The 13032-nt window shown below is 52.2% G+C and carries 9 protein-coding genes and 1 pseudogene; 7 read left to right on the plus strand and 3 right to left on the minus strand.

Translation table 11 applies throughout. From position 1 onward, the window contains the following. Positions 1 to 114 precede the first annotated feature (114 nt). Positions 115 to 336, minus strand: a pseudogene (locus CWE11_RS10275) (transposase); the annotation flags it as partial. Positions 337 to 613: 277 nt separating this feature from the next. Between CWE11_RS10275 and CWE11_RS10280 the strand changes: the two are divergent. After that, complete coding sequence (locus CWE11_RS10280) at positions 614 to 1144, plus strand: hypothetical protein (RefSeq protein WP_126777539.1); 531 nt, start codon at positions 614 to 616, stop codon at positions 1142 to 1144. Between the two features lie 21 nt (positions 1145 to 1165). On the opposite strand, the gene CWE11_RS10285 is transcribed toward CWE11_RS10280, so the two are convergent. Continuing rightward, positions 1166 to 2515: a serine hydrolase domain-containing protein gene (locus CWE11_RS10285; RefSeq protein WP_241971780.1), complete on the minus strand. Its 1350-nt coding sequence runs from the start codon at positions 2513 to 2515 to the stop codon at positions 1166 to 1168. A gap of 100 nt (positions 2516 to 2615) precedes the next feature. Next, positions 2616 to 3641 carry a M28 family peptidase gene (locus tag CWE11_RS10290; RefSeq protein WP_126777541.1) on the minus strand — a complete coding sequence of 342 codons (1026 nt, stop codon included), beginning with the start codon at positions 3639 to 3641 and terminating at the stop codon, positions 2616 to 2618. Between the two features lie 118 nt (positions 3642 to 3759). Between CWE11_RS10290 and CWE11_RS10295 the strand changes: the two genes are divergently transcribed. The 6 genes from CWE11_RS10295 (at position 3760) to CWE11_RS10320 (ending at position 12963) form a co-directional block, all read left to right on the plus strand. After that, positions 3760 to 4509 (plus strand): VC0807 family protein, encoded by a 750-nt coding sequence (locus CWE11_RS10295; RefSeq protein ID WP_126777542.1) that lies wholly within the window; start codon positions 3760 to 3762, stop codon positions 4507 to 4509. Between the two features lie 5 nt (positions 4510 to 4514). Then, positions 4515 to 5867, plus strand: coding sequence for a hypothetical protein (locus CWE11_RS10300; protein ID WP_126777543.1), 1353 nt, complete (start codon positions 4515 to 4517; stop codon positions 5865 to 5867). A gap of 42 nt (positions 5868 to 5909) precedes the next feature. Continuing rightward, positions 5910 to 7241 (plus strand): MFS transporter, encoded by a 1332-nt coding sequence (locus tag CWE11_RS10305; RefSeq protein ID WP_126777544.1) that lies wholly within the window; start codon positions 5910 to 5912, stop codon positions 7239 to 7241. Positions 7242 to 7327: 86 nt separating this feature from the next. After that, the gene (locus CWE11_RS10310; protein ID WP_126777545.1) at positions 7328 to 8236 is read left to right on the plus strand and encodes an EAL domain-containing protein; all 909 of its coding nucleotides are present in this window, start codon (positions 7328 to 7330) and stop codon (positions 8234 to 8236) included. Between the two features lie 18 nt (positions 8237 to 8254). Then, positions 8255 to 9616 (plus strand): GntP family permease, encoded by a 1362-nt coding sequence (locus CWE11_RS10315; protein WP_126777546.1) that lies wholly within the window; start codon positions 8255 to 8257, stop codon positions 9614 to 9616. A 170-nt stretch (positions 9617 to 9786) separates the two neighbouring features. After that, entirely contained in the window at positions 9787 to 12963 is a 3177-nt protein-coding gene (locus tag CWE11_RS10320) for an amidohydrolase family protein (protein WP_126777547.1), read from the plus strand. Positions 12964 to 13032: the final 69 nt, after the last annotated feature.

Genomic DNA, 13032 nt, shown 5'->3' on the forward strand with positions numbered 1-13032 from the left:
AAGTGGCTTGTGAAAGCTTCGATATACATGATTCAACTCCCGAAAAAGGGAGTATATGATCACAGGTAACTCAGATCGTCAAACTGATCGTTTCGTTGCTTAAAAAACGTTCACGATCTTGCCCTGGCTCTGCAGCGATTTCTTCTTATATCCGTTGGCGTGCCCTTGGCGTTCTTCTGAGCGTTCCCAGGGGCCGGCTCCGAGGTGTCGCTCTCGCTCTAACCGCATCGCTTCATTGAGTAAAATACTGATCGCTTCGGCTGTTCCGTCCAAGCCTTGTTCAATCAATAATTCCAAAACATCGCCAATCGATCTATCCTGTATATCGCAGGTCATTGTGGTTCCTCTTTCAATTTACTTTGGTCGGTAAATCAAAAGGATAAACTTTGACCTGCACCTTTTCCAGCTCAGGCGAAATTACAGAAAGAATGATGCACTAACAAGCATTAATCGAGGGTAGCTCAATTGTTTACTACCCAAACACATAACAAACCGCGGCATTCGGGGCCTGCGGCTCCTGCGACGCTCACTTCGTTCGTGCCGCTGTGCTCGAGCGCTAACCCGCAGGGTAATCAGCCTGCCCATGTGCAGTGATTAAAATAAGGTCTTAAATATGAAGCGTTTTATCGCTGCAGTCTTAGCCGTTTTTATGAGTGGGTGCGCGAGTATCCCATTAGGGACAATGCTCGAATTTCGTTCGTTTGGTAAAGAGGAACTTCTCGCTATTCAACCGGAGGTGGTGCGAGTCAGATTGGAATTGGAAGAACCCGTGCGAGCTGATATTGAAGGCTCCGAGTTAACTATGAGGTTGAACTATGACCAAGGTTCCAGAACCTTTCACTTTCCTTTGGTGGTGCTCAATGAAACTTCAATTGCACCCACAAGAGGGCTGTTTTCAAAGTCTGCGGGAAAAACTCAGTACAAGCTGAAACTCTCCGATGAGGGAATTGAGAACTTTATCGCCACCCAGACATCAATTGCGGAAGATAACCCGACGAGCTTCAATTTTTCGTTTAGCAGCGAATTCGAGGAACCACCGAGTGAAGTCAGCGAAGTAACTTTATCGGTATTTCTTAAGCTGATGGAAGAACAGGGCTTCGTTACGCTTATTAATAACGCACGGATAGCAGTCCGAGAGGGCTGAATAACCAGGAACGAACAGCCTCTAAGGCGTTCCCAACAAATCACTAATCAAATCGGGTGGCGTGAGCGGTAAGTGGTCGGCAATAAAGGAGCCGGCGCCTGGTGAGAGGTAAGGGTTTTCTCGCACACCATTGGCGTACAAATAGGGCACGAACTGTTCATCTTGCATGCGTGGAAGCACTTGGCGCCAGAATTCAGGGGCGAGGGCATTCATGGCGCTGCTCTCAGCGTTGATCAGAATTACCAAGCCCACATCGAACTCTGGTGAGTAGGCAATCTCCGCTCGGAAGCCCTGTACCCAACCGCCGTGATAAACGATGTCATGGCCCATAAAGTCATAGATCCGCCAGCCTAAGCCATAATGGGCATTTCGGAGGTACGGGCGCCAGCTGGCCCGGCGCAAATCCCGGACGGTACGCACGCGACGCTCACGCACTTTGCTCACCACATCCACTGGCATCACCGAGGGTGCATAACCCATTTGCGCAATCAGCCATTGGGATAAATCCAGTGCACTGGCATTCACGCCGGCTGCGGCCGAATAGCGATAGTAGTGAGGGGTCACTTCGCGGGTAAACCAGCCATTGCGTCCCCGAATATGGGGGTGCGCCTTATTCTCGGCGACGTGGTAGGCCTCATAACCAAGTGAAGCGGAGCGCATGCCAAGGGGCTGGAAGATCAGCGTTTGTAGCCAATCATCGTAAGTTTGCCCGGTGCTCTCGTGAATCACATCCTCAATCAAGCTGAACAATACATTCTGATAGCCATAACATTGACCCGGTGTACACATCGGGTTAATTCGATTGAAGTGCGGCAGGATCTGCTGGCGCTCGTAATTGGCTTCAATTAGGTTGTCGTACGCGTTTGGAATGACCCCAGTGCTTTGTGCCAGTAGATGCTCAACTTGCAGCTGTAATGCATAATCGGGGTTTTTGAAATCAAGGTTTGGAACAAAGTGTTTCACTGAGTCGTGCATTGAGAAGTAACCCTGCTGCTCAAGTATCGATGCAAGGTTGCCAGCAAAGGTCTTCGAGACAGAGGCTATACGGAATACGGTATCAGGAGTGATAGGCTCTGCTTGATTGCGGGCACGTACTCCAAAGGTATTGATTTCGACCACACGGTCGCGGTGAACCACTGCATATACGCCACCGGGAACATCATCCGAGGCGAGTTGTGCTTGAAAGAAGTCGTCAAAACCTGGCGCCAGTGAGAATGGTTTGAGTTGCACCGGTGCATGCTCGGCTGTGCTCGCCAAATAGGTACTGCGCAAATCGCCTGTGGTGAGGAGCGGTTTAGCCGGTTGTGCGGTGGAGGGGGCAACGCTCAGCAGTCCCACGCTAAACACCCCAAGTAGCACTGCGCTCGCCACGCTTAAACGCGTAACGAGCCTCGTGCTACGGGAGTGCCGATGGGGTACTCGCTGTTTCAAAGCTTGCCACATGGACGTATCAACTTAACCTAATCGTGTATCAATGGGTTGGGATCTTTTCTTGCAGAACCCGGTCAATCAACAAGGTGAAACTGAGCGCAGTTTCCGCTGTCACGCGATAAAAATCAACATCCACTTTATCCGCTGTATCACGCGGTGTGTGGTAGTGTGGGTGATCCGCTACGCCAAAATAAATAAATGGGATGCCAACTTTATGAAAAGCGCCGTGATCTGAACTCATGGTCCAATCTTGGGTATGCCCGGCAACCCAACGTGGCCGGTCGTGAGCCATCACAATGCGCGCTTCGCTCTCGCGTTGCACACTGCGGACCAATGGAACCAACCATGGGTGGTGGTAGGTACCAACCGCGAACAGCAGTTGGTCGGTGTCGCGGCTGAGCATGTCGACGTTGACGTTAAACGCAATGTCCGCTGGCTCAAAATGTCCGGTATTGAAAAGCGCGTGAGCACCTAAAAGACCGTGCTCCTCGCTATCGACGGCCGCGAAGATCATGGTGTGATGCGGTTGGTTCTCCATAAAGAAGCGTGCGTATTCAAGCAAGGCCGCGGTGCCGGATGCGTTGTCATCAGCGCCGTGGTAGATCTCACCATCGCGCACACCGAGATGGTCGTAGTGAGCGGTCAGAACAATGGCCCGTAAATTGGGATCACGTCCAGGGATCATGCCAATCACATTTGCGGCATCTTCCACACCTTCATGGGTAAAGGGGTGTAAGAAACCGTCGGTGCCAGCAGGCAATAAGCCAAGCTCGGCAAAACGCGCTTCAATAAATGCGCGGGCGGCAAGTCCACCCTCCGAACCGGGGAAACGTCCTTGCCGGTCTGGGTGTGCCAGCCAGGTGAGATCATCCATCATGCGATCAATATCTAATCGCACAGGGGTCGAGTCTGCTCCCCGGGCAGGCGTAATAGCTTCAATGCGTGCAGCTTCACGTTCAGTCAGTATATTCAGATAAACAATGCGTCCCGGCCAAGCCACGACAACCACGATAACGATCAGGACCCACAGGGGCCATAATCGGCGAATCCAAGACGATGTGCTCATGCTGACTGATTTCCTGTAAAACTCGAATAAAGGCGTATCTTACCCTAGCAATGGGCAGCTGCAAACTGCCCTGAAATCCCGTACCATAGGTTTTTCGTTTGGTGTTTTTGGAGAATGCATGAGCACGCGCGCCCGCAATGCCCGGACTGAGAAGCAACCTGGCTTTCTATCGAACCTTCTTTTTAATATTTTGCTGCCGGTCATTATCTTGATGCAACTGAGCAGTGAGGACCGTCTCGGCCCTGTTTACGCCCTGATTATTGGTCTGGCATTTCCTGTGGGTTATGGTCTGTGGGACTTGTGGCAACGCCGTAAAATCAACGGATTCTCGGTGTTGGGAATAGTCAGTGTACTGCTGACCGGTGGGATTGGCTTACTGCAATTGGATCCGAAATACATTGCCATTAAGGAAGCCGCGGTTCCGGCGGTGTTTGGTTTGGTGGTGTGGGCGAGTCGGTACACACGCTTTCCTGTGGTTGAAAAGATTCTACTCAATCGGCAGGTGTTGGATGTCGATGCATTGTACGCGCGGGTTGCAGAACGCGGCAAATCCCTCGAGTTTCGCAAGACCCTCAACTATGCAGGGAATGGGGTCGCGGGCGCATTCTTTTTATCGGCGGTTCTGAATTACTTCTTGGCTCGAGCGATCGTGGTCAGTCCGGCGGGCACCGAGGCATTCAATAATGAAATTGGCCGGATGACCGCCCTTAGTTTCCCAGTGATTGTGTTGCCGACGATGGTGGTGATGTTTGGCGCGATCTTCTATCTTTTCTATAAAATTAAACAAGTCACGGGCGAGTCAATCGAGGCGTTCACACTGGATAAGGACGCACCTTCAGAAAATCCATCTGAGCATAAGGAAAGCTAAGCACAATGGTCACTATCGACAGCAACGACTCGTTCAGTGTTCGAATCGTTCGTGAGCTTGGGGATTACCCTGAGCATAAGCTCGATGTGTGCCTCTTTGTGCCTGGTGAGCTTGGGCTCACGGCCGATATCGTGACGGAACGGGCGTTCTATCACCAAGTATTCCATGTTAGCCGAACGTATCACTCACAAATTCAGCTTGAGCCGCTGGTTCGCAGTCGTTTGATTCAGCGCATTGCTCGTCAGCAAGAACGCCAAAGCCCTGAGTATCGTTTGAGTTTGAGTTTGTATGCCTATCAATATGTCACCGCAATGGAGCAAGAGGTCGCACGCTTCTTACGCGAACGGCCCGAATCATTGCGGGAGCCTCTTGCGGAACTGCTGGAACTGAGCGCAACCATATTGCGGCGTCTGCGTCGCACTGCGCCCAAAGATGACGGTTTGCGCCGTTACTATACCAATATTGATAACTACTTGAGCTGGTTCTCGGAGCAACAGTTTTTGCGCTTGGGCGCGGAGATGGAGTTTGCGGATGATGAACAAGATATGCGGGAGCTTCTGCTGCGTATTGCTCGGCGTGAGCGCAAGTATCGGCAGGAGCAAAAATACAATTCCGACAGCGTTGAGCAAGATAGTACCCGGATGTCGAATAAAATGCGGCTTCTGCGTCGTCTGATTGAGTATCCGGTGACGCTGCGCCGCCTTGGGCAAGAGCTCGGGAAAGTCGAAGAGCGGATGGTGAAAGCTGGGGTTGCGGCGGTCCTGATGACCGCGGTCTCTTTAATGATTTTAAGTGCCCGGGACGTCCTGTTTGATGTGACCGCCGTGTTCATTTTATTGGTGGCGGTGCTGTATGGCGCGCGGGAAGTGTTTCGGGACGAGGTCCGTCAGAAGCTGTGGCTTTGGTTGCGCCGTGGGCGACCGAAATGGCGGCACCAGTTTGTGGACCCAAATACCGAACAAATGGTGGGAAAATCCCAGGAGTGGATTGATTATAAGCGCCTGAATGATTTGCCGGAGCCCATTCAAAAAGCCCGCCGCGCCGGTGCCCCGCAGCGGGGAGAGACAGTCCTGCATTTTAGCAGTTGGTCCAAGATGCTGACGTCGCGCTTTCTCAGTGGGTATGCCACCACCCGCGAGACTATCGTGTTGGATCTCGAAGTGCTGGCGCCACTGTTGGAGCAAACCAGCTACCCGATTTATCGACAAGATGGCAGCGAGGTAGTGAAAGAGCTCGTTGAGAAGCGCTCGGTGCTCAACATTGTGATTCGTGAGCGGTGGAGTGACCGAGATGATATTCAGCGCTATAAAGTGGTGTTGAATCGAAATGGCATTGTTGAAACGGAAATGTCGCAATAATCCGATAGATTGATAAACCTGAACAACAAGGAATGAATCGGCTTGAGCACTGAGAATCGAACCCCGCACACGGCTGACGCCCCGCCACCGCGAGGACGCACTGAGAATGCGCCAAAACGTGAAATCTTTGGTTGGGCGATGTATGACATCGCCAATCAAGCCTACACCACCATTGTTATTTCCTTTGTCTATTCCGCGTTTTTTGTCGCTTATATTGTGCCGGAAGATAGTGCCTGGCGTGATGCTTATTGGTCTATCGCAATTATTGGTTCGACCCTCATGGCGATGGTGCTCTCACCAATCGTTGGGCAATGGATTGACCAAGGGAAATCGAAAAAGGTCTTGCTCGGCTGGTCGACTGCCATCTGTGCTTCCTTCACTTGTTTGCTCTACTTTGTCGGGCCGGGCGATATTTGGTGGGGTATTGCGATTATTTTGATTACCAACACTGCATGGATGCTCGGTGAAGCGATCATGTCGGCGTTTCTGCCAGAACTTGCGACCCGCAAGAGTATGGGCTTTGTCTCGGGCCTTGGGTGGGGGCTTGGGTACATCGGCGGCTTTATTAGCATGGTAATGGTGTCGGTGGTGATTATTTCCGCGGATCCTGGTACCGATACCGAACGCTATATTGCGCAGCATCAGTGGGCGATGATCGCGATTTCTATTTATTTTGTGCTGGTGGCGATTCCTACATTTTTGCTGGTGAAGCATCGGCCTCGGATTGCCCCGAAGCAGGTGCGACGCCCGTGGTATGAAAGCCTCAATTTCGTGCGTCAGCGCCTCGATCAGCCCATGTTGTTCAAGTTTTTCTGGGCGTTTTTGTTTTACATGGCTGGGGTGCAGGCGGTGATCAAGTTCATCGGGATCTACACCACCGGTGAACTTGGGCTGACGCAACAAGATTTAGTGGCGGTCTTTTTAGCAACCCAATTCAGTGCGCTGTTTGGTGCCATTGCCTTCGGGGTTGTGGAGCGCTTTATTGGTGCCCGGAAAGTCTTGTTTTCGGTGATTGGCATCTGGTTATTGGCGATTGGCGGCATGTACGGAATTCATGATCTTGCCGCTTGGCTCGGATGGTCGTTGCGGGATGTGTTTTTAATTATCGCGCTCTTAGCGGGGACTGGCATTGGTTCTATTCAAGCCTCGAGTCGCAGCTTGGTTGGCTTGTTAGCAAGTCCTGAACGCGACGGCAGTGCTTTTGGGTTATGGGGAGTGTTCAATCGCATGGCCATGTTGCTCGCGGCGATGTTTGGGGTGGTCGCCGATTTATTCTCACGCCAGGACGCACTCTTGTTGGTAATCGGGTTCTTTGTGATAGGCGGTATCTTGCTCGCGCGAGTAAAGGATCTCTCAAAAGCGAGCCGTGACTAACACAAAAGGAGGGTAATTGCGGAGGTTTTCGGCAAGGAAGGAAGATCGCCACTAATCTCATACGAACTGACACAAGGAGAGTGATTATGGCTGTTCGTATGTTGGATGTTCTCGATGTGCCCATTGCGGAGTATGCGCGTTCATCCTGCCCCTCAGAGGGCGCCCCAGCGGCGCTTTCGGATCAATTGCGTGAAGCGCTGCCCCATGCGCTCGAGCGTCAAGAATTTGAACTGCATTATCAACCGATATTCGCCCTTGAGCCCTTTCAATTAATTGGTATGGAAGCGCTGCTCCGATGGCGCCATGACTATCAGGAGCCAGTCCGGCCTGAGCAATTTATTGCGGCAGCGGAAGACTCCGGTGACATCCACGCCATCACCACTTGGGTGTTTACGACGGCATGTCGTGACTTTGCACGCATCCAGCGCAGGACTGGGCAGGCCCTGCAACTCTCCTTTAATCTCAGTGCCTATTGTGTCAACCATCCATGCTTTATTCCGTGGTTTTGCGAGTTGCTGGATGACGTGCCTCACGTTACTGAGTTTTTGCATATCGAAATTACCGAAACGTCAGCTTTGGTTTGGACTCAGCGGTTGCTCGATTTTTTTCAACGGCTGCAGGTACTTGGAATTTCAACCTGGCTTGATGACTTCGGTCGGGGTTATTCGAACTTAAAGTATGCGGCAGACCTGCCGTTGAAGGGTATTAAGATGGACCGAAGTCTGCTAACCAATGTCACGGAGGATCCGCGCAGTGCCCAGTTCTATCAGGATATTCTGCAGCTGGCGCATAATCTTGGGTTAGAGGTCACTGCGGAGGGGGTTGAACAAGCGGGGGAATTGCGATTTTTGCAGATCAGTCGGTGCGACTATGGCCAAGGTTTTTTGTTTGCCCCCGCCATGCCCATCGCACGGTTTATGGATTACGTTGAAGCAAGCAAAACCACTGGCTTCCCTAACCCGAAGGAGTTTGCTACCTTGCAACAGACACAATAAAAGCAAAAGGATCCCCACATGATCGGTCATTTTGGTTTGGTGCTTGGGCTTGCCCTGCTGATTGCCTTGGCACTTCGAGGCGTCAATATCCTTCTTGCCGTCCTGCTCTCTGTCCTCGTGATAGGAGTGACGAACGGAATGGCGTTTCAAGAAATCTTCTTAGAGTATTTCCCCTTTGGTGCTTCGGGTGCATTTACCTTCGCCGGGAATTTTTTACTGCTGTTTCTGTGCGGTGCTTTGTTTGGACGTATCATGGCGGCTAGTCAGGCGGCCCAAGGGGTTGCGATGGGCATCACGCGCCGTTTAGGTGCCAAACGTGCGTTGTTGATTGCCATGTTGGTGTGCGCCCTGTTGACTTATGGTGGCGTGGTGGTCTTCGTGGTTATCTTCACCATGTACCCGATTGGTGTGACGTTAATGCGCGAAGCGAATATTCCACGCCGACTCTATGCCGCCGCGATCGCGCTGGGGGCCGGAACCTTCACCATGACGGCCTTGCCGGGAACACCGTCCATTCATAACGTCATTGCAGCTCGTTCCTTGGGCACGGATTTGTTTGCTGGTGGCTGGTTTGGAGTTTTTGCGGGTGCGTTGATGGCGATTTTCGGTATGTGGTACCTCGAACGCCAATGGCGACTCGCTACGGAGCGCGGGGAAGGGTATCAGGCCACCCCGAAAGACGAACAAATGGCTGCGATGGCAGCCGCAACAGGCAAGAAGCTGCCCTCCATGGGTAAATCGGTGTTACCCATTGTCTTGGTTTTGGGCATGATTGCCTTCCCACGGTTCTTGCTGCTAGCTGGAGTAGAAGCAGAGTGGATTCGCTTTACCCTGGCGCAGCCTGTCTTGTGGGCCAGTTTTGCGCTGCTCAGTGGGGCTGTGCTTTGTTATTTGTTGTTCCCGCCGGTGCGCAAGAACTTCGTTCGAACCGCAGGACAAGGAGCAGACGATGCGCTCTTACCACTCATTAACACAGCCGCTGTGATTGGCTTTGGTGGCGTAGTGATTCAAACCGCTGGCTTCCATGCATTTGCCGGTTGGCTGTTGGAGTTGCCCTTGCCGCCATTAGTGTCGGTGTTCCTCTCGGCGAACCTTATCTCCGGTATAACCGCGTCGGCTTCGGGTGGCCTGCAAATCTTTATGTCGAGCTTGGCCCCGGCCTACCTTGAGGCGGGTGTTTCACCGGAGATCCTCCATCGGGTTGCTAATCTTGCGGCAGGTGGCTTGGATTCACTGCCTCACTCCGGTGCCGTGATTGCCTTGTTTACCTTAATGGGCTTGACCCACAAAGAAGCCTACCGGGATATTTTTGTGGTGACTGTGTTGGTGCCGCTGCTCGCCGCATTGGTGGTCGTTGCCGCAGCCATGTTGCTGACCTGACCTTACGGGTAAATTCAGAATAAAGCCGGGCATGTCCCGGCTTTATTTTTCTCCTTCTGTTTCCCCTCACGCTTTTATCGCACTGAACGGGACCCTTACCGCTTCAACATAGACAATTCGAAGTGGGTCGTTTACAAACAAGCTGATGCGATCGCAACAAGGAACTCAAGATGAAAAATTATAAGCAATGGCTTTCCATAGCCGGGGTTGCTGCCGCGCTCTGTTTTTCTAGCGCCACAGTGGCCAATGAGCGTTGGTCCGTGAATGAGCCGATGGGTGAATTCAAGACCGTGCAAGTTAACACCGACGAAGGGACCTGGATGTCAGTCAACATCAGTCCCGATGGTGAATATGTCGTGTTCGATATGTTAGGCGACATTTATCGGGTGCCTGCCAGCGGTGGTGATGCGGAGCTGCTCCGTGGTGGCATTGCATGGCACATGCAACCGACTTATAGCCCAGATGGACAATTTATTGCCTTTACGTCCGATGAAAGTGGTGGTGACAACATTTGGGTGATGACCGCAGATGGTTCTGAAGCGTGGCAAGTGACGCAAGAAACGTTCCGGTTACTCAACAGCCCCGCTTGGTCTCCCGATGGTCAGTATCTGGTGGCGCGCAAGCATTTCACAGCCCGTCGTTCGTTGGGCGCTGGCGAAGTTTGGATGTATCACAAACGCGGTGGTCAGGGGGTTATGCTCACCGAGCGTCCGAATGATCAAAAAGATTTGGGTGAGCCTGCGTTTGCACCAGACGGTCGCTATGTGTACTTCTCACAAGACGACACGCCAGGAAATACCTTCCAATATAATAAAGATTCGGTCTCTGGTATCTATTCAATCAAACGCTACGACCTCGAAACGGGAGAGATTGAGACGATTCTCAGCGGTACCGGCGGAGCGATTCGTCCGACCCCATCACCGGATGGAAAGTACCTCGCGTTTGTTAGCCGTGACGATTTTCAAAGCAAACTGTACGTGTTTGACCTGACCACGGGTGAGCGGCGCGAAATCTATGGCGATTTGAGCCGCGACATGCAAGAAACGTGGGCGATTCACGGTGTCTATCCGCACATGAACTGGACCGCGGACAGTCGTGAAATCGTGTTCTATGCAAAGGGTAAAATTCGTCGTGTGAACGTTGAGAATCAGCGGGTTGCCGAGATTCCTTTCCAAGTAGATGTCGAGAAGCAAGTGCAAGAAACCTTGCGTTTCCGTCAGCACATTGAAGAGCCAACTTTTTCGGTTCGGATGCTGCGCAATGCAACGGTTGCACCGAATGCAAGCCGCGTGGTTTATGAAGCGCTCGGTCACTTGTACACACGCGCTCTGCCAGAGGGAACACCATCACGGCTGACATCGCGCACAGACCGGTTTGAGTTATTCCCGAACTTCTCGCGGGATGGTAACTATTTGGTTTACACCACATGGCATGATCAAGAACAAGGCCAAGTGATTGTGCGTAACCTGCGTTCAGGTTCAGAGCGAGTGCTCCCAACTGGCCCTGGAAAGTTCGTCGAGCCCGTATTCTCACCAGACGGCCAAGCCGTTGTGTATCGCAAGATCAGTGGCGGATACCTGACAGACCCGAAGCATGGATTAAACACTGGTTTATATTACCTACCGCTTGATGCCGATGAGCCAAAGCACATTGCACGGGCAGGAAACCAACCCCAGTTTGGCTCGCGCAATGATCGTGTCTATGTGCAAGGGTTTGGTCCTGCAGGCCCAGAACTTCGCAGTGTCGACGTATCAACCGGCGATGCACGAACCCTTTATACGTCACAGCACGCGACTGAGTTCCGGGTTTCTCCAGATGGAAAATATCTCGCGTTTGCTGAGCGCTTCCGCGTCTTTGTAACGCCATTTGTTGAGCGTGGACAACCGATTGCGATCGGTCCAAACGACCGTCAGTTCCCCATTGAGCAATTGTCTCAACGGGCGGGCGATAACTTGTCGTGGACGTCAGACAGCGCAACCTTGTATTGGACGCTGGGCCCAGAGCTGTATTCGGCCAATCTCAACGGTATGTTCTCAATTGACGGAAATACGGACTTCACCCGGGTTGCTGATGGCACCAACATTAGCTTTACCCGCGATGTCCATGTGCCGGATCAAACGATTGCCTTTGTGGGTGGTACCGTCATTACCATGAATGGCGATGAAGTCATCGAGAATGCAATTGTGGTGGTGGAAGGAAATCAAATCACTGCGATCGGCCAAGAGCCAGATGTGCGCGTGCCGCGCGGCGCCGAGGTGATTGATTTCACCGGCAAGACGATGATTCCTGGGTTGATTGATACCCACGCGCACGGTGCGCAGGGTGAGAACCAAATCATTCCTCAGCAGAATTGGATTTTGTATGCGGGCCTCACCTTTGGGGTGACCACCATTCACGATCCATCCAACAATACCCAGCAAATCTTCACTGCGAGTGAATTGCAGCGTGCTGGCAAAATTGTCGGACCGCGGATTTTCTCAACCGGGACCATTTTATATGGTGCGAATGGCCCAGGTTTCACCGCCCATGTGGACAGCATCGACGATGCACGTTTCCATCTCGAGCGGATGAAGAAAGTCGGGGCGTTTTCAGTGAAGAGCTATAACCAACCCCGCCGGGATCAGCGTCAGCAGATCATCCAAGCGGCGCGAGAGCTGGAAATGTTGGTAATGCCGGAAGGTGGTTCGTTGTATCAACACAATATGACGATGATTGCCGATGGTCATTCGAGTATTGAGCACTCGATTCCGCTCGAAGCTATGTACGAAGATGCGCTGCAGTTCTGGAGCCAGACCGAAACCGCCTATACACCGACCTTAGGTGTTGGTTTCGGTGGAATCTGGGGTGAGAACTACTGGTATGCTCACAGTGATGTGTGGAATCATCCACGCTTGAGCCAATATGTACCTGAGCGCATTTTGCGGCCACGCTCGATGCGTCGTGAGCTTGCGCCTTCGCATCACTACAACCACATCAATATCGCGGCCGGCGCGAAAGCGTTGCAAGATCGCGGTGTAATGTCGACTTCGGGTGCCCATGGTCAGCGTGAAGGTTTGGCCCAGCACTGGGAAGTGTGGATGATGGAGCAGGGTGGCATGACACCTCTGAATGCACTGCGCACGGCAACTTACGATGCGGCGAAGAGCCTTGGTATGGAGCATGCCATTGGTTCAATTCAAGTCGGTAAGTTGGCGGACCTCGCGATTATTGATGGGAATCCATTGGAAAATCTGCGCGTAAGTGACCGGGTGATTTACACCATGGTGAATGGTCGCTTGTTTGATGCGGAAACGATGAACGAACTGGGCCGAAATGCACGGGAACGTCGTCCTTTCTACTTTGAATAGGCAAAAAATCTGAGGGTTTTCCCTTCTTTACAAAAGCCCTAGGCGAATACCTAGGGCTTTTTTTGTATA

It is taken from the genome of Aliidiomarina sanyensis, from assembly GCF_003987175.1.
Lineage (GTDB): Bacteria > Pseudomonadota > Gammaproteobacteria > Enterobacterales > Alteromonadaceae > Aliidiomarina > Aliidiomarina sanyensis.